Genomic DNA, 23,214 nt, shown 5'->3' with positions numbered 1-23,214 from the left:
TCGCTCCCTTACTTCTTCGGCGCGGCCGCTGCGGGCTTCGCAGCCGCTGCACCGCCGGCGGCGACGAGCGGACCGTACTGCCACGCACCGGGCGCGTACACCGAAGTCGTGAGCCGTTCCTCGACGAGGATCGTGACCATGTTGCGCCGGAAGTTGTCGGCGTCCTCGCGCGAGACTTCGACCGAGACCTGCTGACGATCCCAGATCATCGCCTGACTACCGTCGCCGCAAAGGAAGTTTCCTTCGGGGATCGAGTTCGTCTCGACAATGCCGAGGTTCCACAGACGCGGCGGTACAGGCGCGAACGGATTGCCGCCCAGATACTCGCCGGTCGTGCTCTTGAGCAGTTGCATCGCAGCCCAATCCATCGGGTGCAGCATCAGGACCGTGGTCGTGTAGTACGCGCCCTCGACCTCGGCCATCGCGAGACGAATGTTGTCCATGCCGTTCAGCGCTGGATCGGTCGGCGCGAACCTGTTGCAGATCGTCGTGATCCCTGTCAGGTGTCCAGCCGCGCCGTCGCCCTTGAGGATCTCGTTGTCCTCCTTGCGACGCAGGCCGTACGTCATGCGCATGTTCAGATACGACTGTAGCTGCGCTTCGTCGTCGAGCACCTGACGCGACGCGAGGATCCAGTGCGCGATCGTCACGACCGGCGCCTGTACCAGTTCGAACTGGAAGTCGCTCTGTCCCTTCAGCGCGCCCTCGGGCGTCTGATAGTCGGGGTTCTGCTGCGCCGAGCTTTCGCGCACGTACTCGACGAGATTCGAGGTCGTCTGGCCGACCGGGATCGAGTCACGTACCCAGACCTTGTTCATGCCGGGGGCGATGATGCCAGGCTTGCGATCGGGGGCGACCGGGACCTGATTCGCTCCGGTATCGCCGACGATCGGGCCGACCACCTTCAGTTGATCGGCTTCAAGGGTGATGCGCGCGCTGCGCGCGTTGCTGTTTCCCCTGAGTGCCTTGAACTGTTCCGACTTCACGAACACTTCGCCGATCGTTTCGGACTTCGTGTCGCGCCGTCCCTGTTCGGACAGGCCGGCCAGTTTCTGGCCGAGGTCGATCAGGTTCACGTCCTGTCCCTTGACCCGCTCGGCGAGCTTCGCCAGTTCTTCGCGGATCTCGGCGGCGGTCTTCGTCTGCGCGTCCTTGATCTCGCCGAAGGTCTCGTCGAGGGCGCGCTTGATTTCAGTCATGTCCATTTTTCAGGCTCCTATGCGGTCTTGAATGAGCGGATCATCGTTGCAATAGCAACGGCCTGTTCCTGCTCGCTCTTTGCTGCGTCGGTCGCTGTCGTCTCTTCCTGCGTCACGCAGGGATTTATCGCGCGCGCCTTTGCGATAAATGCTTTGGCTTCGACGCGGCTCATGCCTGCATCACGCAGGAATGCTTCCACGTCTGCGAGGGACTTCATTTCATCGGGATCAAAGTCCGATTTGAGCGAGCCGAGATTCGCTCGCGCGGACTTGTTCGCCGGACTGATAACCATCGAGATCTCCAGCAGATCGACGCGCGAGAGCGTGCGGATCTTGCCGTCCATGTCTGCGCCACCGGGTTGCACGCGATAGCCGATCGATACGCCGTCGAGCGCGCCGGCCTTCATGTGCTGATAGGTGTCATTGGCCATCGTCGCCCCGGGCGTGAGACGTCCGGTGAACTTGAGGCCGATGTCGTCCTCCTTGAGGTTCGACGCCTTGCCGATCAGGTTGTCCATCCAGTGGTTGAACAGCATCGGGACCTGATCGCGCTTGGCGATCGTTTCCTCGAAGGCGCCGGGCAGCATCATGTCGCCGTAGCTGTCGATGTTGCTGAACACCGATGCGTAGCCCTCGAAGCTACCTTTCGCGGTGCTATCGAACTTGAACTCGACTGTCGACAGAACGCAGCCGTGGTCGGTGTCTCCTGTGAGTTTGCGTGACATGGCGTTACTCCTTGATCGGTGCGTTCGGAACCTTGGCGGCCTGCTGGGTGCTGTTCGCGCTCGCGACTTTCGGCAGGTCCTGAAGGGGCGTGAGATTTAGCTGTACGGTCAGATCGTCGGCGCCCTCGCGCGCGTCGAGGTTTTCCTTGGCGCGTACCTCGTTGCGGGACATCAGTCCGTTCTGGACCATCGTCGAGTAATACGCGGCACGTCCCGCGCTATCTGCGCGTAGCAGGCTGTCGAGATTGAACTCGACATAGATGCGCGGCCGCTCGCTCGGCTTGACGACCCAGCGATTGAGCGACGCCTCGATCCGCTTGACGTAGGGATACAGCGTGAACGTGAGATATCCCTGGCCCATCGTTTCGATGCCGGTCCCGTAAGTCGTCTGTTTCTCGTGGGCGTTGACCATGAACGAAGGGACGCGGAACACGCGACAGATATCGTCGACGCTGAACTGCATCTGTTCCAGCATCTGCGCGTCGGCGGGCGTGATCGTCAGCTGCTGGTACTGCATACCCGCCTCGAGCACGAACAGCCGGGAGCCTGCATCGCCGCCGGCTTCAAGGTCCGCGAAGTTGTTACGCACGGCGGCGCGCTGCTCGGGCTTCAGGACGTGATCGATCATCAGCACGCCCGCGGGCTTGCCGCCCTTGATGTTGAATCGCGTGGCGTTCTCGTTGAGTGCCATCGCGTTCGCGACCGAGCGGCGCGCGTAGCCGAGCGGCGATAGTCCCTTCAGACCGTTACCCATCAATCGCGACTGGACGATCTGCTCGGGCCGGTACGGGATCTTCTCGCCGCCGTACGAGTATTCATAGCCGTACGAACCATCCTTGTTCTCGTTGATCATCATCTGCTGCGACGCCTTCGGCATGAGCGCGATACAGTCGCCCGACGCGTCGCGGATGATGCGGCTATAGCAGTTCCCGTCGATCGCGAGATTCATCGCCCACGACTCCAGCAGTTCGACGTTCGTCATGCGATCGTTCGGCGCGACGTTCAGCACGTAGTTGAGCGGATGGTCCTTTACAACGTTGCGACCGTTCGCGGTCTTTTCGTAGATGTTGACCGACAGTTCCCCGAGCGTTTCAGTGATCAGGCGTATGCAAGCCCAGACCGTCGAGACCTGCAGCGCGGCCTGATCGTTCACGGACACAAACGGCGTACCGGAAGGCGAGTTCATCTGTACGCCTGGAATGTCGGCATTGCCGCCCCAGAACCAGCCGCCGAACCATGTCAGCGCCTGATTGAATGCGCGCGCGACGCCCCACCCAGCGGGATTGGTCAGGCTCACTTCCATCTGGCGTTGCGGCGTGTTGTTGCGGATATCAGCCATAGCGGGTCCTATGCGGGCAAGACCGTGAGCGGGTTGTTCAGGAAGTCATCGAGGTCGGCGCCTGTGTCCTTGACGTGGTACGCGTAGCCGATTGCCATCACGAGCGCGACCGCGCCGTCGATCTTGCCGGTCGATTTGCGCTTGTTCAGGATGCGATTGTTTTTCCCGTCCGCTTCGACGACTGCGCTCGCCACGTTCCACCGCAGGCACGGATTGAACACGACACGCAGACGGCCATCGAGAATTAGCTGCTCGGTCAGTTCGATCGAGCGCGGCATCCACAGACCCGAGTCCATCGCCTTCGTATAGCCCTGGCCGTGCGGGATCAGCGGAATGTTCACGCCCGCTTCGTCGAGCTTGCCGATCAGATAGTCGATGCGCTTCGGGTCGAACGCGATGCCCTCGAAGTCGGCGATCGCCATCAGCGTTTCGATGTTGTCGACGATCGCGCCTTCGTCGATGGCCCGCTTGCCGATCGCGAACACGTAGCCGTTACGCGACCACTCGACGAGGTGCGTTTTCTGCAGTCGGTCGCGCTCGGTCATCGTCTCGGCCGGCGTGAAGATCTGCACGAACGCGTCGCACGTATCGTCCGCGTTGCGGCGCGCGACGGCCAGCGCGGTCAGGTCGCGCGTGCTGGACAGGTCGAGCCCGCCGTGTACCGTCGAGCCGCGGAAGTCTTCGACCGTCAGCGTCGACGACTCGCACGCGCGCCACAGATCGCCGTCGATCCACGGGTTCTCGGCGTCCACCCACTCGCAGAAGTTCAGGCGCCGCACGGTCGATTCAAGCGACGGCATCCCGCGCGCCTGCCGGACCTGTTCGTCGAGGTAGGACTTCTGGATCGTCTGGCCGAGCGACGGATTGACCTTGATCCAGCAGTCCTCGTTTTCGAACGGGTCTTCGCCTTCGTCGAGCGCGCAGACGTAGGCGAAGTACGAGTCGTCCTCAAGCTGCCGCGCGGCGATCTTGCAGCCGTACTCGTGCTTTTCATAGCAGAGCGTCGTGCGGTCGAAGCCGCTGTTGGTGATCATGAAGATCAGCGGCTGGCGACGTCCTTTCTTCCCGGCCTGCATCATGTCGATCACGGTACGGTCCTTGTGCTCGTGGACCTCGTCGATCAGCCCGCAGTGCGGGCGCGGTCCGCTCTGGCCGCTGCTGTCGCTCGCGATCGGCCGGAACCACGAACCCTTCGCGTAATAGGCCAGGTTGTTGCAGCGCTCGCCGCGCCCCGACTTGACCAGCCGCCGGTTCAGTTCGGGCGACAGGTCGACCATCGCGACAGCGTCGCGGAACAGGATCATCGCCTGATCGCGACGCGTGGCGGCTGCGTAGACTTCGGCGCGCATCTCGTCGTCGGCGACGAGCATGTACAGACCGACGCCCGCCGCGAGCGGAGACTTGCCACAACCCTTGCCGCCCTCGACATACGCTTCGCGAAAACGGCGCGTACCGTCCGCGCGCTTCCAGCCGAACAGCGATCCGACGATGAACGCTTCCCACGGCAGCAGCACGAACGGAACGCCCTCGAATTCGCCACCGTTCAGACACAGCACGTCCGCGAAGAAGTTGATCGCGCGCATCGCTGCGACGAGGTCCCACGACAGACCGCGCTCGTGACCGCGCGCGAGGTCATCGACGTGACGCCGGCAGGCGGCGCGCACGTGCGGGCCCGCGACGATCTTTCCTGAGATCACGTCGCGCGCGTACTGTGTCACCGGGTCAGAAGTAGCTTTCTTTCCGGTCGTTCGGGTTCGGGTCATCGGGCATCGCGGATAGTCGTGCGCGTGCGGCAGGACTCATGCCGAACTCGCTCGCGAAGCGGATCGCCATCAGCATCGCGCGGTTAGCCACACCGACCAGCGGGTTCTGTATCGCGTTCCCGTTGCTCGTTTTGATCATCAGCGCGCTCGTCAGCTTGTCGCGCGCTTTCATACGCTGGATCGATTCTTCGGCCTGCATCCAGCGCGAAACACACTGGCAGTACGCCGCGAGCGTGGTCCCGTCGATCGTCGTCAGCATCCCGATCGCGTCAAGCTCGGGCGTGATCCTGTCCCACTCCGCGAGCGCGTACGAGTCCAGATGCGCCGGCGGCTTGGGCACTCCGCGCCGCGGCTTGGGCTCGTTCTTCGGTATGGGCCGATGTCCGCGATTGCCCTCGATGATGCGCAGCGCGGTCGGCTTACGCGGATTCGACATGACGTTCCTCCACGGTGGCGAGCAGCTGGCGAACGTGCGCCGCGATCGCTCGCATGAACAGGGGCGGGACGCTGTTCCCGATCGCCGCCCATCGATCCTGAAAACTCCCACGCAGAACGAAGGAATCGGGAAAGGATCCCAGCCGCTTGAGTTCGGCGATCGTCGCGCGACGGTGCTCGCTCGGATGACACGCCTCGCATACGCCGCCCGCGCCACCGTTGCGCAGGATCGTCGGACTGACCTGATCGAAATCGAGCCGGTGCATGCCGTATAGCTGGCGGTTCGGGTGGTACTTGTCCGCGTACTCGCCGGGACTCATGCGATACAGGATCCGATGCACGAGTCGGCCCGTACCGAAGCGCGCCACGTTCAGTTCTTCGGGCTCGTTGATCACGCCGTGCCACGCCTCGCGCACCGTGACGCCACGCGCGAACAGAGGCTGCGGATGCGAGGGCACGACACCGAGCGCGGCGAGGTCGTTCCTGATCCCGACGAAGATCATTCGCGGCCGTGCCTGCGGGACGCCGTAGTGCGACGCGATCAGAACGCGCGCGCTGACCTGATAGCCCGTCGCCTTCAGTTCACGCAGGATGTCCGCGAAGATCAGCCGCATTTTCCCGATGACCATCCCGCGTACGTTCTCCATGACGAACGCCTTCGGCGCGAACGCTTTCAGCAGCCGTACATATTCGAGGAATAGCTGGTTGCGCTTGTCCTCGAATACGCGCCCGCCCGCGAGCGAGAAGCCCTGACACGGCGGCGACCCGTCGAATACGTCAAGCTCGCCCGGCGCCAGACGCGACAGACGCAGCGCGTCCGCGTCGCTCAGATCCGCGATGTCGCCGAGATGAAGCGGGACGTCTGGAAAGTTCGCCACGAATGACGCTGCCTGTTTCTCGTTCCACTCGACCACGAGCCTTTCCTCGAAGCCCGCCATCGAATAGCCGAGACTCGATCCGCCGCAGCCAGCGAACGTCGATACAACCGTCGGCGCGTCAATGCTTCGAGGCACGAGGTGATCGAGCCACGCTGATTCGAGTCGTTCCGCGTAGGCCATCGCATCACCTCGGGAACTTGTGGCCGCACTGCGGGCACTCGATCATCTTCACGGCGCCCGCCGCGCTCTCGTCGTACTCGACGCCTAGCTCGGGCAGTTCCGCGACGCATAGCGCGTCGATCTCGCCCACCGTGAAGCCCGTCAGCGACAGATCGAACGAGTCGCGCAGATCGGCCAGTTCAGCGCCTAGCATCTCGCGGTCCCACGCCGCGTTCTCTGCGAGCTTGTTGTCGGCGATGACGAACGCGCGGATCTTCCCGTCGCTCCAGCCGCGCGCGACCGTCACAGGCGCTTCGACGAGTCCGAGCTTCAGACCCGCGAGCACGCGGCCGTGTCCGGCGATGATCGTGTCGTCCTCGCTCACGAGGATCGGATGGACCCATCCCCACTCGCGCATCGATGCGGCGATCTGCGCGACCTGCGCGTCGCTATGCAATCGCGCGTTACGCGCGTACGGGACGAGCGACGCCAGCGCTCGACGTTCGACATTCCACGCGGGCCACGGAACGCCTGTGGGCGATTCTGGCTCGCCCGGGACCTGTTCCGGCTCGGCTACGCTCGCGCGCTTCGCGTTGCTGCTACGTGCCACGGTTCGACCCCCAAAGTTACAAATGCGTTTTTGAAAATAAAACAGGACGGGGGGTGCGGGGTGGGACCGGGTCAGAGTTTCGATCCGCCCCTGCCGCCGCGGCTGCGCCCGCGTCGCGCGGATCATCGTCGTCGCGGTGCCTCGATCGCGTTCCACGGATGACGCGAGTCAAGCGGATTGCCGTCCGCGTCGCAGCCAGCGGAGACGCCGCGCTTCTCTTCCCATTGCTTGGTCGAGTCGTGATGCGGCTTGCACAGCGACTGCAGATTCGACGGATCGAGGAACAGACGCAGACTGCCGCGGTGCGGTCGCTTGTGGTCGACGACCGTCGCGTCGGTGAACAGACCCTGTTCGAGGCACGTCACGCAGTGCGGATACTCGCGCAGATGTTCGCGCCGTAGCTTTCGCCATTGCGGCATTGCGTACAGCGCTGACCATTTGCCGGACATTGTTCTGCTCGCTCGATATCTACCCACCACATAGGACGAAGCCCGCAACCGGATCAACCGGCGCGGGCCTCGGTACTACCACTTGGCGCTTCTACGGAGTGACGCGAGCTGGTTGCACGCGCACGGATCTTGTCTGCGGTTATAGATCGGCTGATCGCTTATTGCAAGGGTTACAAGTGGAACGCAATCGTTAGCATTGCCACATATATTGTCCTCTAGTGTCCACGTATATCCGTGCGTATCTTTAGGCATCCTGCTATGTCAGTGACGATAGTCGACAGTCGGCGCGTACTCCTGCTGACGAATGCGTCCTTATCCTTTTTTAGCGAGGCTCAGTTCCGGATCCGGCTGGACGTAAGCCGTCGCGAGCGCGATGCGCGCGTTGCGTGCGATGTCGATCAGCGTGAGCGCGCTCGTACTCGTTTCGCCCATCTCGCCGATCAGACGCAACGCTTCGCGCAGTCGCTCGTTCTCGTATTGCAACGCCTTCAAGTGGGCGTGGTCGTATAGCTGCTGGGTACGTACTCGGGTATTCATGCAAATTCCGTGAGTGGGTCATAGGCTGGATCGAGCGCGAGCGCGAGTTGCTGCGCCTGCAACGACTCGACGACAATCTCGGCGCGCGGATTGATCGCGTCGATACCGTGAAAAACAAACTTCTGGCGAACCTGCCGATCGTTGCGATACACGCCGTGATAGACCAGTTCGCGGCACTCGACGCCCTTGCGGTTGATCGTGCGATAACGATCCTGCATCACGTCGAGGATCACGCTCTCGTCGAGATCCGGCCGTTCTGTCGCGTACCAGATCCGCAGCGTGACGCGCACAGTTCCTTCCATGCGAACGCGCGCCGCGGGCGGGATCTGCTTCAGGGCGTCGCGTTCGTAGTCGCGCGCCTTGTCGCTCTTGATCGACATCGGCCGGGTCTTGAGCGTGCCGTCGACCTTGCTGCGGATCTTGCGCGTAACGATCTCGCGGCTGTTCGCCTTCGATGCAGGTTCGCCCAGGAGCGTGAACGCGACGCGCATGATCAGCCCCACAGCGCCGGGTCGCTGGCGTTGAAACGCAGACGGCACTTCGACAGGCCGCGCTCGGCTTCGACGCGCACCGGGATCAGCCTGATCGCGGTACGCACGAGTCCATCGTCGACGAGCGCGATTGCGTAGTAGCCGATGTTCGCGGGTCTCGCGGGCAGTCGGCATAGTTCGCCCAGGTACGCCAGCAGATCGACATGACGCAGACGTTGCCGGCTACGCCCCATCGATTCGTACACGGTCACGAGATCGGCCGGTACACGCGCCTCGATCAACGTCACGATGTGGCGAAAGATCTGGCCGTGCGTGTCGTGCGAGAAGTGCAGCGGCGTGAGCGACGCGATGTGCCGGATCGAGCCGTTGTCCTGCAAAAGTGCGGACAGGACCAGCATCTCGGCGCGCGTTCTCAGATCGTTCTCGAATTTCATGGCGGTCACTCCTGTTCTTCGGTTGAACACGTTGCAGGTGCAACGCAGTCTTCGTCATCACTTCCCGGTTCGCGCGAGCGCTCGATGCGGCCGTGCGTGAGGTTGTAGTTCTCGATCGCTTCCTTCGCGAACGCGATCTGGTGCGCCGTGATGTGCTCGCCATCGCTCGCGCGCTGCAGTAGCCGATACGCCCAGCGGATACCGCCGCCGGCCGGTGCGCCGTGCTGGCGTAGCAGGCCGTTCGCCGTCTCGCGGATCTTCGCCAGCTGCTCGCGCGCGACTTCCGGCGACGAGCGTCGATCGTCGGTCAGCGCTGCGACGTTCGGCGTGTACATCGCTGGCTGCGGCCGGCAAAGATCGATGAAGCGCGGGAGCGTCGGCGGATGCTGCTCGTGGAACAGAGCAGCTACGCCACGCTTCAGGCCTTCGTCGGTAACGTTCGCGAGACCTTCGCGCCACGTCGCCTTGATCTCGACGATCTCGCCACCGCGCCACATGTCGTGAAAGCGCGAGCCGTAGATCGACTCCATGCGCGCGAACAGGCGCTCGATCCAAGGCTCAGGAATGGCGCGGATCATGGCCGATCTCCTGCATCGCAACGTCGATCACATCGCCACCAGCAGCTTCGCGCGCTCGACGCGCACGACCCGTTAGCTCGTCGCCCGCTCGCTTGCGATCCTTCGCACGTTCATCGAATACGGGCGCATGTCCGTTCACGCGTTGCCCGGTTCCGCGATGTCCTTCGCGTTGCCAGCGTTCGAGGATCGAGCACACGTAGGCCGCAGCGATCGCTTCGTCGGGATGCGCAGCATGCGCTTCCTCGCACGCGTCGGTGACGATCTCGGGCGTTACGCCTGCATCGGCCAGGGCGATGATCCGCGGATTCGATGGCGTCGCGCCGCGGACTTTCGCCTTGCGCATCGCCAGCGTGATCGACGCGGGGCCGGTTGGCGTGTGTGTGTCGGGCGCTTGTTCGTGCGCTCGCGCGGGTTTACCACTACCCACACTAGAACCCTTGGTTTTTAAAGAAGGCATAGAAGGCATAGAAGACAAAGAAGACAAAGAAGACAAAGAAGACAAAGAAGACATAGACGGGCTGAGCATGTCCTCGGCGTTGTCTCGACCATGTCCGTTCATTGCCTCGACATCGCCTTGACCGTGTCTAGGCTTTGCGTGGGTATGGCCGTGACCGTGCCTAGATTTTTCCTTCGTCGGTTCGGGAATCTTGCTCGCGACTTCGCGCGGATGCGGATGCTGGTGCGTTGTCCACTTCACGATCGAGATATACCGGCCGTCCTCGACGTGATAGCGGCGGATCAGACCGGCATCGTCGAGCAGCGTCAGCAGATCGTCGACGACCTCGGGCGTCACGTCGTTTTCGAAGCCGAACAGATAGCCCTTGATCATGCCTGGACGATCTTCGAGCCGGCCCGCTTTGTCGGCGAGACACCACAGGCCGGCGAACAGCAGGCGCGCATGCGGGAGCATGTAGCCGAGCGATTCGTTCCGGAAAAATTCGTACTTCAAGGTCCGTGCGCGTGGCATGTCGGTTCTCCCGATCACGCTGCGCATTCTGTTTCGCCCTGGCGCGCGCGTTCGCGTTCACGCTGGCGCTCGATCTTGCGTTCCTGCTTCCGATTCTGTTCGCGCCTGCGCTCGCTCTCGGCGATCGTATCGATGATCCATGCATCGATCTCTGACTCGCGCCACGCGACGGTGGTCTTGCCGATCTTGATCGACTGCGGGAACGTCGCTTCGGCCATCCGCATGTAGATCGTTTGTTTGATCAGACCGGTCCGCGCCATGACTTCGGGCAAACGCATGAAGCGTTCTTTCGCCGGTATATCGATTTGACGCAGTCCCATTTTTTTTACCTCGCTCAACCAGAATTAACGGGCAATCGAGAACGAACGGTAGGCGCTAAAAATCGGAATCGCAATGGGCCGGAATTGGTGCGAATCGGATTAACTGCCTTAGTTTCAAGCAGTGCAATTGAGAAAGCATCGCGTTTAATGTCCGTGTATGTCTTCGGATGTCCTCGCGTATCCACGCTCGTTTTTCCAGGATTTTTTGTGCGCTGCGCAACGACCAGGGAAAGTCCCTATGAATTTTTCTGGTCGGTAACTTTGGTGCGTCGCAAAAATATCATCAGGGGAAATCCCTGATCAGTGTCCACGCTTGTCCTGTAATGCGGGCCGGTACACCAAAGCGTTTGCGGCAAATTGTCAAATCCCCTGCCGATTTGACAGGCTTCCGACAGAAGAGGCGGCAATTCGTGTCCGAACATTCGTAGTAACCCGCTTGTCGGATCTTCCCGGTTTGTGCGTTGCATCGTTGATTGCGTCGTCCCCTGTCCCCAAAAAAATCGTGATTGAAATCCGCTAAAAGGCAATCTAGGATCAATCTTCATCCGGTATCCATGTCCTTTATTGCTCATTGACGTCTGTTTAAGTCTTCGGACGTAAAGACTTATGTATCGCCGGATATAACGACCAATATGTGAGACAGAAAGGGCTGCGCGAATAACCGAGGATCGTCACCGGGACCCGTATCAATCACGGTCCCGCGTCCGTCATTTCCCGAGCCGGCATTCGTCGACGACGACTAGATCGCGCTCGTCCCGTAGTACCTCACAACCTGATCGATCCGATCGCGAACGCGCGAGGTCCGACTATGGCTATTCGATTCGAAAAACGTTGCTCTGCGATGTCATGGCGTCACGTACTGCGTGACATCCCGCGTCCGCTTCGTCGACGCTGGCTCGCGATGCGTCTGCAGTTCGACACGCCGCGCGTTGATATCTCGTCGGCGTGGCTGCCGAAGCAGGTACAGCGGAACGTGCGGTACTAACAGCAGGAGCGACGGCACAGGCACATCGCCGTTTGCGCCTCGTTATGGATTCTGTAGCGGAGGTAGAAATGGGTTCACGCGATGAATGGCTGGCAGAACGAAGGAAAGGCGTCGGCGGCTCGGACGCCGCGGCGGCGCTCGGGCAGTCGCGACACAAAACGATGTTTGCGCTGTATCAGGAGAAAACAGACGACACGTTCGACGCGCTCGTGCTGCCTGATCAGGCGGAACGTATGCGCTTCGGCCAGCGTATGGAACAGGTCATCGCCGACGAGTACGCGCAACGCTACGGCGTGAAGCTGCGCCGGCACAACCGGCTCGCGTATCACCCGAAGTACGGGCACATGCTGGCGAACTACGACCGCACGATCGACGGCAGGCGCGAAGGACTCGAAGCGAAGAACGTCGATGCGCTGTCGTATCGCTTCGGCGAATGGGGCGAGCCGGGTTCCGACGAGATCCCGCCGGAATACATGCTCCAGTGCGCGCACTATCTGGCCGTCTCGGGCTATGACGTGTGGCATCTCGCGGCCTGTATCGGTGGTAACCGCCTCGAGGTTTATCACGTCGAGCGCGACGCCGAGATGATCGACCTGATCGAACAGGGTGAAGCGGACTTCTGGGCCTACGTCGAGCGTCGCGAAGCGCCGACGCTCGACTATCGCCATCCGAGCGCGATCCCGCTGCTACGGCGGATGTATCCGAGCACGAACGGCGAAACGGTCACGCTGCCGGCCGAAGCCGAAGCGCTGCACTACGCGCGCCTCGACTTTGCCGAACAGAGCCAGCTATTCGAGAACGGCGCGGACGCAGCGAAGGCCAGAATCCTGCACCTGATGGGCGAAGCGTCGGTCGGTCTGCTGCCGAACGGCGGCGGCTACACGCGCAGGATCATCGAGCGCAAGGCGTACGAAGTGGGAGCGATGAAGTATGTCGACTTCCGGTTTTCAGCGAAGAAAGGAGCCACGCAATGAGTGACGTTATCGCAGCGAATCCGTTCGATAGCCAGCCATCGCAACCGGCGGCCGCCGGCGCGTTGATCGCGATCGAGCAGTCGAAGGCCATCGCCGAGGTCCAGGCGGCGCTGATGTACGCGCGGGCGCAGCCGCGGGACCCGCGTCGCGCGATGGACAAGATCCTTCAGGACTGTATGCGCCCGGGACTGGCCGAGGAAGCGACGTACCAGTACTCGCGCGGCGGGAACGATATCAGCGGGCCGTCGATCCGGCTGGCGGAGACGCTCGCGAAGCGCTGGGGAAATATGGAAGCGGGCGTCAAGGAGCTCTCACGGCGCGATGGCGTGTCGGAGTGTCTGGCGTATGCCTGGGACTACGAGACGAACTATCGCGACGTGCGCACGTTCACGGTGCGCCACTGGCGCGACACGAAACAGGGCGGCTATGCGTTGCGCGACGAGCGCGACATCTACGAATTGATCGCGAACTACGGCGCGCGCCGCAAGCGCGCCTGCATCCTCGCGCTGATCGATGGCGATGTCGTCGAGACGGCCGTGCGCCAGTGCGAGGCAACGCTCGCGACAAAGGTCGAGGTGAACGACGAACTGATCGCGCAGATGATCGAGCGCTTCGCAACGTTCGGCGTGACGAAAGAGATGATCGAGAAGCGTATCCAGCGTCATATGTCGGCGCTCACGCCCGCGCTCGCGGTCTCGCTCAAGCGAATTTACAACTCGCTGCGCGATGGCATGTCGACGCCGGCCGAGTGGTTCGAAGTCGGCGACGATCCCGCGGCGAACGTCGCGCAGCCGGCCGGCGGCGGCTCGCGCGCCGAGACGGTCAAGTCCCGCATGAAAGCGAAGAAGGGAGCGAAAGCCGCCGCCGCGAGCGAGGGATCAGTCGCGCCGCAGTACACGTACGCGGACGTCGCCGACCGGCTGAAGACCGCGAAAACGAAGGACGAGCTCGACGCCGCGGCGGATCTGGTCAAGTCCGTGATCGGCGACGAAGCGCTGCGTACTGAACTGGGCGAGTTGTACTCGACGCTCGCGGCCGACTTCGAGAAGGGAGACGCATGATGACGCTATACGCTACGCGCGCCGAGATCGAAGAAGCGTTCGGATCCGCGATCGATGACGAGTCGAGCGAGATGATCGACGATCTCATGTACCAGCTTTTCTCGAAGGTCGTCTGCGCGTCCTTCGATAGCCCGCGCGCCGATCAGTGCATCGATTCGTTCGCGCTGCGAGACATCGTGCTGCGCATGGTCGCGCCTACGGATCTGTTCGCCCGCGCGAGCGTGACGATCGATCCAGACTCCGCGCTCGGTGAGTTCGTGCATGGCCTGATCGGTCTTGGCGAGTGCATCGTCGAGGCGCGCATCGCGCATATGTTCGGCGTGTCGCGCGCGGTGGCGAGTAGCACGCTGCTCGACCATCTCCAGCGGCTGGCACCGGCCGGCACGATCGAGGAACGTACGCAGCGCTTCGCGTGTCTGCTCGCGTACGAAGCCCGCGAGCCCATCGCAGGAGTCCAGCCGTGAACAGAATCCACTGCCGGGTATGCGACAAGCCGATCGACGATCAGACGGCGATCGCCTCGGTCCCGCACGTTCCGCACGATGGCGATGTCGGGATCTGTCTGTACTGCCGCACGTGGTCGGTCTACGAAGGCGGCGAACTGCGCGAACCGACGCCCGACGAACAGGACTGGATCGACACCAATCCGGACTGCGCGGATGCGGCTCGCGTCGCGATCATGTTCAACCTCTTGAGGGCGCTGCAATGAAAACGATGGAAGACCGCTGGACCGAATTCGCCGTGCAATGCATCTCGCCGAACGCGCCGGCCATCCAGTTTCAGGTGATGCGCATCGCGTTCTATGCCGGATTCAAGGCGATGCTCGACGTCGACGAAGAACTCACGCGCCTGACAGACGAAGCCGCGATCCTCACGCTTGAGCGCTTCTATCGCGAATCACGCAACTTTATCGCCTCGATCAAGGAGTAGGACCATGCTGGAATTTAGCAAAGTGCCGGTGAAGATCCTGCATCTGAACATCAGGACGGAACTGCATGGCGACGAGGAAAAAACGGCCGTCGACATCAAGCTCGGCTTTGACCTGCCGAACCACGCGCTCGACCAGTTGAGTCCGACGCTTCGACCGTCGCTGTACACGGCATCGGACGATCCTGATCTGCTCGGGCCGGACGCCGAGCACATGACTCACGTGAAGAACCCGCAGCTGGGCACGCTGCATTGGGCGGGCGAATTCGCGCCGGTTGGCCTGCATCTGCACACGGGCAACGGTCGCGGCACGAAGGGCGATCTGCTGTTCACTGACGCGACCTTCGGCAAACTCGCGATACTCGTCAAGGAGGGCGGGACGTGCTCGTGCATGGCGCGCGCGCAAGTCCTGCCGAACCCCGACGAGACGGCGAAGCTCGTCGGCCTGCTCAAGCACGAGATCCCGGCGTCGCTGAACTCGAGCGACGCGGTCGACGTCAAGGCCGAGAAGCCGGACGACGACGATGAATGAGCCGCCGCGTATCCCGCGACCGCTTGCGCCGGGAGGGCTGATCGTCGTCACCATGATCGTGCTGATGGCGATCGCCCTGTTCGCGCTGGTGATGGCGGGCGCGAGCGCGGGCGTTATCTGGCTCGTTCGCTGGATCGCGGCGGCGGGAAGCTGTCTTTAAGGGAGGGACGTCCAATGTCATCTCGGAACGCCAAGCGGCGCGCGAAGTTCAGGGCGCCGGACGTCGTACCCGAAGCTGTCGTTGTCGACGAGTGGGTGCCGGACTACGGTCGCGAGTGCGAAAACTGCGGACAGACGCCGTGTGTAACGGGCGTACTCGACGGAAAGGTCGTGTACGCGGGCTCGATGTGTGGCGTCTGCACATGGGGTGAGGCCGCATGCATCGATCCGGCGAACTGGTAGCGCCAGAGCAGCGCGCGCAGCGAACGCGCTGTCGCTGCTGCGGCCAGGTATTCAGCGACGCGAACGTATTCAGCGATGCGGGCTGGATCGAGACGCGCATCAGCGGTCTGTGCGAGGTCTGTTTCGATACGATCGCGGATCTTATCGAGATTGAAAATCTGAGAGGGGGTCACGATGGTGGATAGCCCGGCAATAAGTGAACCTATCGCGTCGCTGTCGATTAACGAGTTCTGTGAGCGATACGGGTTTGCGCGGTCGCATTACTACGTCCTGCGAGCCAGAGGCGAGGGGCCGGCGGAAGTTGTCGTCGGTACGCGCAAGGTCCGCATCACACTCGTCGCCGTCGACGAGTGGGAGAAGTCGCACACGCGTGCGCGTACGAGTACGAGCGCGCCGCCAGTAGCAGAACAGCCGGTCGCGCAGCAGCGGTCCGAGCCCGTCAAGGCCGCCGCGGCAAGGACGAAAAAAAAGCCCGTCAAATGACGGGCGTCCGATCCGGCAACAAGGCCCTCAACGCGCGGGCCTTTTCGTTTATGCGGCCTGTACGCTGTCGTCGTCGGTCTCTGTACGCGGACGATCGAGCAGCGCGATCGCTTCCGCGAGTTTCGACTCGCGCGCCTTCATGTATCGCTGCGTCATGCGGCTGTCTTTGTGACCGAGCAACTTCTGGACGTGATACTGCGCCGCGCCTTCGTTGATCAGACGCGTGGCCGTGTGATGCCGTGTATCCATGAACCGGAAGTCTTTGATCTGCGCTTCGGTCAAGATCTTCGTCCAGTCGCGTACGGCGCGCACAGGCTCGCCCAGTTCGTTCGTGAAGATGAATTCGAACCGTTTGAACGTCTGATCGCGCCACGCCTTCAGGATCGCGAACGCTTCGGCGTTCAGCGGTATCACGCGCGAGCGCTTGACCTTGGTCGTCCACGGCTCGACGGTGAACGTTTTCGCTTTCCAGTCGATCGCGGTCCAGCGCGCGCGCATCAGTTCAGAACGACGAAGGCCGGTATTGAGCGCGAACAGAACCGCCGGCTTGACGTAGTCGGCGAACGTCCGATGCCTGCTCGACAGATCCGCCAGCCGGCGGCCGTCTGTGCCTGTTTCGCGGATACGCGCATCGCGCGCGTCGAGCACGGCGCGCAGTCGCTGTTCTTCGTCGGCGGTCAGTTCGCGGCCGTGCTCGTCATCTTCTGCGTCGACCTTGGAACGCAGACGCGCGCACGGATTCGCGGTCACGATCTCGTGCTCAACGGCGTGCGTGAACAGGCCGCCGATCGATCCGAGCACGCGGTTGATACCTGTCGGCTTGCAGCCGTCCGCGAGACGTTTCTCGATCCATTTTTTCATCATCGGACGCGAGACTTCGTCGAGCCGCCTGTTCATCAGATCGGCGAAGTCTCGGCGGATATGTTTCAGATTCGCCTCGGGCGTCTCGCTTTTGGTCGTACCGAGCCAGAACGTCCGATAGTCGCCATCGAGATAGTCGCCGACGGTCGGCATCCCGACGTTCTTGGCGTCTGCTACGCGTCGCTCGTGCTTTGCGACGCGCGCCGGCGTTGTGTCGGCCTTGTGATCGGTGCGCGAGATAAAGGCGCGGATCGCGTCGCGCGCTTCGTCGACGGTCATCGGCGGTCGGCCGATCGTGATTTTCTGCTGGCCGTCCGGCGCGGTCCAGCGATACAGAAACGACAGCGTTCCGTTTGCGCGGATGCGTACGCCGAAGCCGGTCAGCTGGTCGTCGTATACTTCGCGCAGCGCCGGCGGCTGGCCGCCGGCTTTGATCGTCGCTTCGCGCTCGCGTTCGAGCCGTCTGAGCAGTTCTCTGTTGATTCGTTCTTTTGCCATTTTGTCAAGTCCGTCCGATTGTCAGATCGCGGAGACTTCGCAGTCTCCAGTTTTCTTCAGCCGAGACTAATTCGAGACTAGTTCAGCCGAAGACATAGCGAGATACGACAGGACATGCTGAGACATAAGACTTTGATTTCATTAGCAAAAGAATACACCAGACAACATCAAAGGATGGTCTGGCAGCCCCGCACAGGGGCAACGCTAATAGACCGATAAGACAACAAGGAGAGGCCAACCAAGCCAGAACAACGAAAAAACAGGCCCCGCCAAGGCCCCTCCGTAATAAGAACTTCTCATGACTGTCACGCCGAAGTCACGCGCACCCGGCCCAATACGGGCACCGCCACTCGACGCGTGAGCCATGGACCCCAATACGTCCGCGACTTCCCTGTTTCGTCAAACCGGACCGAGCGTCGACCCCGTCGCGTTCCGGCCCGCTCCGGGTTCTACTCAACACGGCCTGCCGCTGCCCGCGACGCCATCACTCGATGCCCATGCCGATCATCCCGATGACGGCCACGACGATCCGCATCGCTATCGCACGATCTGGCTCTCGGATATCCATCTCGGCTCGAGCGGCTGCCAGGCGGGATATCTGCTCGACTTCCTGCGCCACAACGAATCGGAGTACCTGTACCTCGTCGGCGACATCATCGACGGCTGGCAGTTGAAGAAAGGCTGGTACTGGCCGCAGGCGCACAACGACGTCGTGCAGAAAGTGCTGCGCAAAGCGCGCAAAGGCACTCAGGTCATCTACGTGCCCGGCAATCACGACGAAGCCGCGCGCCAGTTCTGCGACCTCGCGTTCGGCGACATCCACGTACGCGGCGAAGCGTTCCACACGACGCTCGCCGGCAAGCGGCTGTGGATCGTGCACGGCGATCTGTTCGACGGCGTGATCCAGCACGCGAAATGGCTCGCCTATCTCGGCGACACGCTGTACACGATGATCCTCGTGCTGAACCGCTGGTTCAACCGCATTCGCAGCAAGCTCGGATTTCCGTACTGGTCGCTGTCGCAATACCTGAAGCATCAGGTCAAGAACGCGGTCAACTTCATCTCGTCGTTCGAACGCGTAATGACCGACGAAGCGCGTCGCCGCGGCTGCGACGGCGTCGTCTGCGGCCACATCCACAAGGCCGAGATGCGCGAGATCGATGGCGTGCTCTATTGCAACGATGGCGATTGGGTCGAGAGTCTGTCGGCGCTCGTCGAGACTTATGAAGGCGAGCTCAAGGTGATCTTCTGGACTGCGCTGCGCGCGCCCCAGGCGGGCACGCAAAAAGCCCGCGCCACTGCCTGAGCACTTCCACTCTCCACTTCCACAGGGCCCGCAGCGATGAACAACGCGATGAAGATCATGATCGTCACCGACGCATGGGAGCCGCAGGTCAACGGTGTCGTACGCACGCTGAAGAACACCCGGCGCGAACTCACCGCGCTCGGCCATCAGGTCGATCTGCTGACGCCGCTCGAATTCCGCACCATCCCGTGCCCGACTTACCCGGAGATACGCCTGTCGTTGCTGCCGCGCCGCCGGCTGCGCGAGCGCATCGACCGTTTCGCGCCCGACGCGTTGCACATCGCGACCGAAGGTCCGCTGGGCATGGCCGCGCGCGCGTATGCGCTCGAACACAAGCTGCCGTTCACGACCGCGTATCACACGCGCTTTCCCGAGTACGTGCAGGCGCGCTTTCGCATTCCGCTCGCGGCGACCTACAGGTTTCTGCACTGGTTCCACAAGCCGTCGCTCGCGGTAATGGCGCCGACCCCCGTCGTCAAGCAGGACCTCGAGAAGTTCGGCTTCACGAACGTCGTGCTGTGGACGCGCGGCGTCGATCTCGAAATCTTCCGTCCGATGGACTCGAAGGTGCTCAACACCGCGCGGCCGATCTTCCTGTACGTGGGACGCGTGGCGGTCGAGAAGAACGTCGAGGCATTCTTGCAGCTCGACCTGCCCGGCTCGAAGTGGGTCGCGGGCGAAGGTCCGGCGCTCGCCGAACTGAAGTCGCGCTATCCGCAGGTCAACTATCTGGGCGTGCTGTCGCAGGCCGAACTCGCGAAGGTCTACGCGGCCGCCGACGTCTTCGTGTTTCCGAGCCGCACCGACACGTTCGGACTCGTGCTGCTCGAAGCGCTCGCATGCGGCACGCCGGTGGCCGCATATCCGGTCACCGGCCCGATCGACGTGCTCGGCGACGGCGGCGCCGGTGCAATGCACGAGGATCTGCGCGAAGCGTGTCTGGAGGCACTGAAGATCGATCGGTTGCATGCGCGCGCATGGGCCGAGCGCTTCTCGTGGGCAGCGGCGTCCGCACAATTCGCCGCGCATCTGAAGCCGCTGCGCGAGACGGCGTATCGTGAGGAAAGCGCCGCTGCGTGATGCGGCGCGCGGAGCCATCCATGCGAAGCAGTCGATCCAGCGCCGAAGGCGCGTCGAACGGCGCACTGCGCGCCGTCGAGTCCACCCGCGACACCACCAGCATCGAACCGTTCGACGACGTACGCGAGCCGGTTATGACCGGGCATGCGGATACCGTGCATCGGGTGAACGGCGCGAGGACCATGACCGGCGGCGCCAGCGTCGCGGGTGGCGTGCAACCTGACGCCACCCACGACACGACTCGCGACTCGAGCCACGACGCCCCCAACGAACCGCTCAGCCCCGACGACCCGCTCGCCCCGCTGCCCTTCAACCCCTACAAAGGCAACCGCGGCCTCACGCGCGCATGGCACGCGATGAAAAACTCGCTGGCCGGTTTTCGCGTTGCGATTCGCGAGGAAAGCGCGTTTCGTCAGGAACTCACGTTGGCCGCGATCCTGATTCCGTGCGGCCTCGTGGTGCCGGTCGATCCCGTGTCGCGCGTGTTGCTGCTCGGCTCGGTGCTGCTCGTGCTGATCGTCGAGCTGCTCAACTCGAGCGTCGAAGCGGCAATCGACCGGATCTCGCTCGAACGTCACGAGTTGTCGCGTCGCGCGAAGGATCTCGGCAGTGCGGCCGTGATGGTCGCGCTCGGCATGTGTGTGATGACGTGGGGAGTCATCGTCGGGCCGCTGGTCGTCGGCTGGGTTCGCGCGTGGCTTTGAGGTTCGATGCGGGTTGAAGCGCACGCTTCGCCACGCCCCCCAGGATGAAAATCCGCGCAGGCGGTTGGGTATTAGAACGCTCGGTTTATAATCGTTTAACAGTCTCACAGGAAAGCGCTCGCGCAAACGGATCCGCGCCTCGCCTCATCCTGCCCTTTCGGGGGGCCCGCCGCGTGTCGGCGGGTTCGGGAGAGCTCAATATACCAACCGCATCCGGGTGGAACACGCAGCAGCGGCACGCCGCCACGCGCCCAGCCCGGCATAACCAGGGCCGGACGACATGGAAGCCAAACCTCCCCGCCGCACGCGCGAACGGATTCTCGAACTGTCGTTGAAGCTGTTCAACGAAATCGGCGAGCCGAACGTCACGACGACGACGATCGCCGAGGAAATGGAAATCAGCCCAGGCAACCTGTACTACCACTTCCGCAACAAAGACGACATCATCAACAGCATCTTCAGCCAGTTCGAGCAGGAGATCGAGAAGCGTCTGCGTTTCCCCGACGACCATCGCGCGACCATCGACGAGATGTGGTCGTATCTGCAGTACATGGTCGATTTCACGTGGCGCTACCGCTTCCTGTACCGCGACCTGAACGACCTGCTCGCGCGCAACCGCACGCTCGAGACGCACTTCAAGCAGATCATCAGCCATAAGGTGCGCTTCGCGAGCCAGTTCTGCGAACAGCTCGTCGCCGACGGCGAAATGGTCGCGACGCCGCAGGAAATGCAGGTGATCGCGACCAACGTCGGCGTGATCGGCACGTACTGGCTGTCATATCAGTTCGTGATGAATCCGCGCAAATACAACGAGCAGGAAGCGATCCGCGAAGAGCTGCATCAGGTCAGCGTGCAGATCGTCTCGCTGATGGCGCCCTACCTGCGCGGCCGCTCGCGTCAGCTGTTCGACGACCTCGTATCGGGCACGCTGCCCAAGCGCGAGTTCTACGACTACCTGCCGCCGCGTGAAGGCGCCGCGCCTCGCAACGAATCGAAGGACAGTTGAGCATGAAGTCGATGTGTGTCTATTGCGGCTCCTCGATGGGAGCCAAACCGTTGTATGCGCAGGCGGCGCGCGCGTTCGGCCGTGCGCTGGTCGAGGCCGATCTCGCGCTCGTCTATGGCGGCGGCAAGGTGGGGCTGATGGGCGTGATCGCCGATACCGTGATGGCCGAAGGCGGCCGCGCTATCGGCGTGATTCCCGAGCTGCTCGTCAGCAAGGAAGTGGGGCATAACGGCCTGACCGAACTGCACGTGGTGCCGGACATGCATCATCGCAAGAAGATGATGGCCGAGCTGTCCGATGCGTTCGTCGCGATGCCCGGCGGCGCGGGCACGCTCGAGGAGCTGTTCGAGGTCTTCACGTGGGCGCAGCTCGGCTACCACGGCAAACCGGTTGCACTCCTGAACACCGACGGCTTCTACGCGCCGCTGATCGACCTGCTTCAGCACACCGTCGACGAAGGCTTCATGCGCAAGACCTATCTCGACATGCTGCAGATCGACGCCGATCCGCTCGCGTTGATCGGCAAGCTGCAACGCTACGCGCCGCCCGCGCGCGACAAATGGGCGGCGGTCCAAAGCGACGCGATCTGAATCCCGGGTCCGCCGAACCCGAGCGAAGCGCGCCGCGCACGCACCACCCCAACGACGAGATTGCGATGACGAAAGCTGTTCTGATCACCGGCGGCAGCCGCGGCATTGGCCGTGCCACCGCGCGTCTGCTTGGCGCGCGCGGCTGGTGCGTCGGCGTGAACTACGTGCGTGACCTCGCCGCCGCGCAGCAGACGGTCGCAGAGGTCGAACACGCGGGCGGCCGCGCGGTGCCGATCGCCGGCGATGTCGCGAACGAAGCCGACGTGACCGGTATGTTCGATACGCTGCAGCAATCCTTCGGCCGCATCGATGCGCTCGTCAACAACGCGGGCATCGTCGCGCCGTCGAGCCAGCTCGCCGATATGGACTTCGCGCGTCTGAAACGCGTGTTCGACGTCAACGTGCTCGGCGCCTATCTGTGCGCACGGGAAGCGGCACGGCGCATGTCGACCCAGCGCGGCGGCGCGGGCGGCGCGATCGTCAATGTTTCGTCGGCGGCGGCGCGGCTCGGTTCGCCGAACGAATACGTCGACTATGCGGGGTCGAAAGGCGCAATCGACACGATGACGCTCGGCCTCGCGAAAGAGCTCGGCCCGCAGGGCGTGCGCGTGAACGCGGTGCGTCCGGGCCTGATCGACACCGAGATCCATGCGAGCGGCGGCAAGCCCGAGCGCGCCGCGCAACTGGGCGCGACCACGCCGCTCGGCCGCCCCGGCCGCGCCGACGAAGTCGCCGAGGCCATCGTGTGGCTGCTCAGCGACGCGTCGTCGTACGTGACGGGCGCGCTGTTCGACGTCGCCGGCGGCCGCTGAGCGAACGCCGCACGCAACGCGGCGCAAGCCTTAAACACTTGGCGCGGTCCACTACGGCCGCGCCTTTCCAGCCCGCTCCCCCTCTCCTCTTTCCCCATGAACCCTGGTC

29 protein-coding genes are annotated in these 23,214 nt (G+C 62.8%); 14 read left to right on the top strand and 15 right to left on the bottom strand.

Going from position 1 to position 23,214, the window contains the following annotated elements:
- Window positions 1–8: 8 nt before the first annotated feature.
- From HDG32_RS26765 to HDG32_RS26700, 14 genes are all read right to left on the bottom strand, one after another.
- Window positions 9–1,205, bottom strand: a complete 1,197-nt coding sequence (locus HDG32_RS26765) for a phage major capsid protein (protein ID WP_184072078.1) — start codon at window positions 1,203–1,205, stop codon at window positions 9–11.
- An 11-nt stretch (window positions 1,206–1,216) separates the two neighbouring features.
- Window positions 1,217–1,924 carry an HK97 family phage prohead protease gene (locus HDG32_RS26760; RefSeq protein WP_184072077.1) on the bottom strand — a complete coding sequence of 236 codons (708 nt, stop codon included), beginning with the start codon at window positions 1,922–1,924 and terminating at the stop codon, window positions 1,217–1,219.
- 4 nt (window positions 1,925–1,928) lie between these two features.
- A complete protein-coding gene (locus tag HDG32_RS26755; protein ID WP_184072075.1) occupies window positions 1,929–3,263 on the bottom strand; it encodes a phage portal protein in 1,335 nt (444 codons plus the stop codon).
- An 8-nt stretch (window positions 3,264–3,271) separates the two neighbouring features.
- Window positions 3,272–5,026, bottom strand: coding sequence for a terminase large subunit (locus tag HDG32_RS26750; RefSeq protein WP_184072073.1), 1,755 nt, complete (start codon window positions 5,024–5,026; stop codon window positions 3,272–3,274).
- The gene (locus HDG32_RS26745; protein ID WP_184072071.1) at window positions 4,986–5,462 is read right to left on the bottom strand and encodes a phage terminase small subunit P27 family; all 477 of its coding nucleotides are present in this window, start codon (window positions 5,460–5,462) and stop codon (window positions 4,986–4,988) included. Before HDG32_RS26745 ends, HDG32_RS26750 begins: the two co-directional genes overlap by 41 nt.
- Window positions 5,446–6,519, bottom strand: a complete 1,074-nt coding sequence (locus HDG32_RS26740; RefSeq protein ID WP_184072069.1) for a DNA cytosine methyltransferase — start codon at window positions 6,517–6,519, stop codon at window positions 5,446–5,448. Before HDG32_RS26740 ends, HDG32_RS26745 begins: the two co-directional genes overlap by 17 nt.
- 4 nt (window positions 6,520–6,523) lie before the next feature.
- A complete protein-coding gene (locus tag HDG32_RS26735; RefSeq protein ID WP_311540386.1) occupies window positions 6,524–7,108 on the bottom strand; it encodes a ParB/Srx family N-terminal domain-containing protein in 585 nt (194 codons plus the stop codon).
- 122 nt (window positions 7,109–7,230) lie between these two features.
- Window positions 7,231–7,557, bottom strand: coding sequence for an HNH endonuclease signature motif containing protein (locus HDG32_RS26730; RefSeq protein ID WP_184072067.1), 327 nt, complete (start codon window positions 7,555–7,557; stop codon window positions 7,231–7,233).
- Window positions 7,558–7,869: 312 nt separating this feature from the next.
- A complete protein-coding gene (locus HDG32_RS26725; RefSeq protein ID WP_184072065.1) occupies window positions 7,870–8,094 on the bottom strand; it encodes a hypothetical protein in 225 nt (74 codons plus the stop codon).
- A complete protein-coding gene (locus HDG32_RS26720; protein WP_184072063.1) occupies window positions 8,091–8,585 on the bottom strand; it encodes a hypothetical protein in 495 nt (164 codons plus the stop codon). The genes HDG32_RS26725 and HDG32_RS26720 overlap by 4 nt, the downstream gene beginning before the upstream one ends.
- A 2-nt stretch (window positions 8,586–8,587) precedes the next feature.
- The gene (locus HDG32_RS26715; protein WP_184072061.1) at window positions 8,588–9,019 is read right to left on the bottom strand and encodes a DnaB-like helicase N-terminal domain-containing protein; all 432 of its coding nucleotides are present in this window, start codon (window positions 9,017–9,019) and stop codon (window positions 8,588–8,590) included.
- Between the two features lie 5 nt (window positions 9,020–9,024).
- Window positions 9,025–9,597, bottom strand: coding sequence for a hypothetical protein (locus tag HDG32_RS26710; protein WP_184072059.1), 573 nt, complete (start codon window positions 9,595–9,597; stop codon window positions 9,025–9,027).
- Window positions 9,578–10,426 carry a hypothetical protein gene (locus HDG32_RS26705; protein WP_184072057.1) on the bottom strand — a complete coding sequence of 283 codons (849 nt, stop codon included), beginning with the start codon at window positions 10,424–10,426 and terminating at the stop codon, window positions 9,578–9,580. Before HDG32_RS26705 ends, HDG32_RS26710 begins: the two co-directional genes overlap by 20 nt.
- A gap of 152 nt (window positions 10,427–10,578) precedes the next feature.
- Window positions 10,579–10,884: an AlpA family transcriptional regulator gene (locus HDG32_RS26700; RefSeq protein ID WP_221307876.1), complete on the bottom strand. Its 306-nt coding sequence runs from the start codon at window positions 10,882–10,884 to the stop codon at window positions 10,579–10,581.
- Between the two features lie 1,053 nt (window positions 10,885–11,937).
- On the opposite strand from HDG32_RS26700, the gene HDG32_RS26695 reads away from it, so the two are divergent.
- Genes HDG32_RS26695 through HDG32_RS26660 form a run of 8 tightly spaced genes read left to right on the top strand, consistent with a single transcriptional unit; the run spans window position 11,938 to window position 15,765 of the window.
- On the top strand, window positions 11,938–12,843 hold the full coding sequence (locus HDG32_RS26695; protein ID WP_184072055.1) for a YqaJ viral recombinase family protein: 906 nt from the start codon (window positions 11,938–11,940) through the stop codon (window positions 12,841–12,843).
- On the top strand, window positions 12,840–13,904 hold the full coding sequence (locus HDG32_RS26690; RefSeq protein ID WP_184072053.1) for a hypothetical protein: 1,065 nt from the start codon (window positions 12,840–12,842) through the stop codon (window positions 13,902–13,904). Before HDG32_RS26695 ends, HDG32_RS26690 begins: the two co-directional genes overlap by 4 nt.
- Window positions 13,901–14,368 (top strand): hypothetical protein, encoded by a 468-nt coding sequence (locus HDG32_RS26685; RefSeq protein WP_184072051.1) that lies wholly within the window; start codon window positions 13,901–13,903, stop codon window positions 14,366–14,368. Before HDG32_RS26690 ends, HDG32_RS26685 begins: the two co-directional genes overlap by 4 nt.
- Window positions 14,365–14,613 carry a hypothetical protein gene (locus HDG32_RS26680; protein ID WP_184072049.1) on the top strand — a complete coding sequence of 83 codons (249 nt, stop codon included), beginning with the start codon at window positions 14,365–14,367 and terminating at the stop codon, window positions 14,611–14,613. Before HDG32_RS26685 ends, HDG32_RS26680 begins: the two co-directional genes overlap by 4 nt.
- The gene (locus tag HDG32_RS26675) at window positions 14,610–14,834 is read left to right on the top strand and encodes a hypothetical protein (protein ID WP_184072047.1); all 225 of its coding nucleotides are present in this window, start codon (window positions 14,610–14,612) and stop codon (window positions 14,832–14,834) included. Before HDG32_RS26680 ends, HDG32_RS26675 begins: the two co-directional genes overlap by 4 nt.
- Before the next feature lie 4 nt (window positions 14,835–14,838).
- Complete coding sequence (locus tag HDG32_RS26670; protein WP_184072045.1) at window positions 14,839–15,363, top strand: hypothetical protein; 525 nt, start codon at window positions 14,839–14,841, stop codon at window positions 15,361–15,363.
- On the top strand, window positions 15,356–15,523 hold the full coding sequence (locus HDG32_RS26665) for a hypothetical protein (RefSeq protein WP_184072043.1): 168 nt from the start codon (window positions 15,356–15,358) through the stop codon (window positions 15,521–15,523). Before HDG32_RS26670 ends, HDG32_RS26665 begins: the two co-directional genes overlap by 8 nt.
- Before the next feature lie 14 nt (window positions 15,524–15,537).
- Window positions 15,538–15,765 carry a hypothetical protein gene (locus tag HDG32_RS26660; RefSeq protein WP_184072041.1) on the top strand — a complete coding sequence of 76 codons (228 nt, stop codon included), beginning with the start codon at window positions 15,538–15,540 and terminating at the stop codon, window positions 15,763–15,765.
- A gap of 531 nt (window positions 15,766–16,296) precedes the next feature.
- Here HDG32_RS26660 and HDG32_RS26655 read toward each other — a convergent pair.
- The gene (locus tag HDG32_RS26655) at window positions 16,297–17,607 is read right to left on the bottom strand and encodes a site-specific integrase (protein ID WP_184072039.1); all 1,311 of its coding nucleotides are present in this window, start codon (window positions 17,605–17,607) and stop codon (window positions 16,297–16,299) included.
- Window positions 17,608–17,971: 364 nt separating this feature from the next.
- On the opposite strand from HDG32_RS26655, the gene HDG32_RS26650 reads away from it, so the two are divergent.
- From HDG32_RS26650 to HDG32_RS26625, 6 genes are all read left to right on the top strand, one after another.
- A complete protein-coding gene (locus HDG32_RS26650) occupies window positions 17,972–18,913 on the top strand; it encodes a UDP-2,3-diacylglucosamine diphosphatase (protein WP_184072037.1) in 942 nt (313 codons plus the stop codon).
- A gap of 48 nt (window positions 18,914–18,961) precedes the next feature.
- Window positions 18,962–19,993 (top strand): glycosyltransferase family 1 protein, encoded by a 1,032-nt coding sequence (locus HDG32_RS26645; protein ID WP_184072139.1) that lies wholly within the window; start codon window positions 18,962–18,964, stop codon window positions 19,991–19,993.
- A gap of 20 nt (window positions 19,994–20,013) precedes the next feature.
- A complete protein-coding gene (locus HDG32_RS26640; RefSeq protein ID WP_184072035.1) occupies window positions 20,014–20,697 on the top strand; it encodes a diacylglycerol kinase in 684 nt (227 codons plus the stop codon).
- Between the two features lie 280 nt (window positions 20,698–20,977).
- Window positions 20,978–21,703, top strand: a complete 726-nt coding sequence (locus HDG32_RS26635; protein WP_018419991.1) for a TetR/AcrR family transcriptional regulator — start codon at window positions 20,978–20,980, stop codon at window positions 21,701–21,703.
- A gap of 2 nt (window positions 21,704–21,705) precedes the next feature.
- Window positions 21,706–22,293, top strand: coding sequence for a TIGR00730 family Rossman fold protein (locus tag HDG32_RS26630; protein ID WP_184072033.1), 588 nt, complete (start codon window positions 21,706–21,708; stop codon window positions 22,291–22,293).
- A gap of 65 nt (window positions 22,294–22,358) precedes the next feature.
- Window positions 22,359–23,105, top strand: a complete 747-nt coding sequence (locus HDG32_RS26625; RefSeq protein WP_184021746.1) for an SDR family oxidoreductase — start codon at window positions 22,359–22,361, stop codon at window positions 23,103–23,105.
- The last annotated feature ends 109 nt before the right edge of the window (window positions 23,106–23,214 follow it).

Source organism: Paraburkholderia sp. CI2 (assembly GCF_014201055.1).
GTDB lineage: Bacteria > Pseudomonadota > Gammaproteobacteria > Burkholderiales > Burkholderiaceae > Paraburkholderia > Paraburkholderia tuberum.
This window is presented reverse-complemented; position numbering and strand designations above follow the sequence as displayed.

What these genes read in the sequence shown, in the direction of transcription:
- HDG32_RS26705 (WP_184072057.1), bottom strand. Translation starts at nt 10,426, where the DNA reads ATGATCAAGGGCTATCTGTTCGGCTTCGAAAACGACGTGACGCCCGAG.
- HDG32_RS26725 (WP_184072065.1), bottom strand. Translation starts at nt 8,094, where the DNA reads ATGAATACCCGAGTACGTACCCAGCAGCTATACGACCACGCCCACTTG.
- HDG32_RS26690 (WP_184072053.1), top strand. Translation starts at nt 12,840, where the DNA reads ATGAGTGACGTTATCGCAGCGAATCCGTTCGATAGCCAGCCATCGCAA.
- HDG32_RS26755 (WP_184072075.1), bottom strand. Translation starts at nt 3,263, where the DNA reads ATGGCTGATATCCGCAACAACACGCCGCAACGCCAGATGGAAGTGAGC.
- HDG32_RS26675 (WP_184072047.1), top strand. Translation starts at nt 14,610, where the DNA reads ATGAAAACGATGGAAGACCGCTGGACCGAATTCGCCGTGCAATGCATC.
- HDG32_RS26665 (WP_184072043.1), top strand. Translation starts at nt 15,356, where the DNA reads ATGAATGAGCCGCCGCGTATCCCGCGACCGCTTGCGCCGGGAGGGCTG.
- HDG32_RS26685 (WP_184072051.1), top strand. Translation starts at nt 13,901, where the DNA reads ATGATGACGCTATACGCTACGCGCGCCGAGATCGAAGAAGCGTTCGGA.
- HDG32_RS26720 (WP_184072063.1), bottom strand. Translation starts at nt 8,585, where the DNA reads ATGCGCGTCGCGTTCACGCTCCTGGGCGAACCTGCATCGAAGGCGAAC.
- HDG32_RS26700 (WP_221307876.1), bottom strand. Translation starts at nt 10,884, where the DNA reads ATGGGACTGCGTCAAATCGATATACCGGCGAAAGAACGCTTCATGCGT.
- HDG32_RS26760 (WP_184072077.1), bottom strand. Translation starts at nt 1,924, where the DNA reads ATGTCACGCAAACTCACAGGAGACACCGACCACGGCTGCGTTCTGTCG.
- HDG32_RS26655 (WP_184072039.1), bottom strand. Translation starts at nt 17,607, where the DNA reads ATGGCAAAAGAACGAATCAACAGAGAACTGCTCAGACGGCTCGAACGC.
- HDG32_RS26740 (WP_184072069.1), bottom strand. Translation starts at nt 6,519, where the DNA reads ATGGCCTACGCGGAACGACTCGAATCAGCGTGGCTCGATCACCTCGTG.
- HDG32_RS26715 (WP_184072061.1), bottom strand. Translation starts at nt 9,019, where the DNA reads ATGAAATTCGAGAACGATCTGAGAACGCGCGCCGAGATGCTGGTCCTG.
- HDG32_RS26750 (WP_184072073.1), bottom strand. Translation starts at nt 5,026, where the DNA reads ATGACCCGAACCCGAACGACCGGAAAGAAAGCTACTTCTGACCCGGTG.
- HDG32_RS26695 (WP_184072055.1), top strand. Translation starts at nt 11,938, where the DNA reads ATGGGTTCACGCGATGAATGGCTGGCAGAACGAAGGAAAGGCGTCGGC.
- HDG32_RS26635 (WP_018419991.1), top strand. Translation starts at nt 20,978, where the DNA reads ATGGAAGCCAAACCTCCCCGCCGCACGCGCGAACGGATTCTCGAACTG.
- HDG32_RS26650 (WP_184072037.1), top strand. Translation starts at nt 17,972, where the DNA reads ATGGACCCCAATACGTCCGCGACTTCCCTGTTTCGTCAAACCGGACCG.
- HDG32_RS26710 (WP_184072059.1), bottom strand. Translation starts at nt 9,597, where the DNA reads ATGATCCGCGCCATTCCTGAGCCTTGGATCGAGCGCCTGTTCGCGCGC.
- HDG32_RS26640 (WP_184072035.1), top strand. Translation starts at nt 20,014, where the DNA reads ATGCGAAGCAGTCGATCCAGCGCCGAAGGCGCGTCGAACGGCGCACTG.
- HDG32_RS26645 (WP_184072139.1), top strand. Translation starts at nt 18,962, where the DNA reads ATGAAGATCATGATCGTCACCGACGCATGGGAGCCGCAGGTCAACGGT.
- HDG32_RS26660 (WP_184072041.1), top strand. Translation starts at nt 15,538, where the DNA reads ATGTCATCTCGGAACGCCAAGCGGCGCGCGAAGTTCAGGGCGCCGGAC.
- HDG32_RS26745 (WP_184072071.1), bottom strand. Translation starts at nt 5,462, where the DNA reads ATGTCGAATCCGCGTAAGCCGACCGCGCTGCGCATCATCGAGGGCAAT.
- HDG32_RS26730 (WP_184072067.1), bottom strand. Translation starts at nt 7,557, where the DNA reads ATGTCCGGCAAATGGTCAGCGCTGTACGCAATGCCGCAATGGCGAAAG.
- HDG32_RS26670 (WP_184072045.1), top strand. Translation starts at nt 14,839, where the DNA reads ATGCTGGAATTTAGCAAAGTGCCGGTGAAGATCCTGCATCTGAACATC.
- HDG32_RS26630 (WP_184072033.1), top strand. Translation starts at nt 21,706, where the DNA reads ATGAAGTCGATGTGTGTCTATTGCGGCTCCTCGATGGGAGCCAAACCG.
- HDG32_RS26765 (WP_184072078.1), bottom strand. Translation starts at nt 1,205, where the DNA reads ATGGACATGACTGAAATCAAGCGCGCCCTCGACGAGACCTTCGGCGAG.
- HDG32_RS26625 (WP_184021746.1), top strand. Translation starts at nt 22,359, where the DNA reads ATGACGAAAGCTGTTCTGATCACCGGCGGCAGCCGCGGCATTGGCCGT.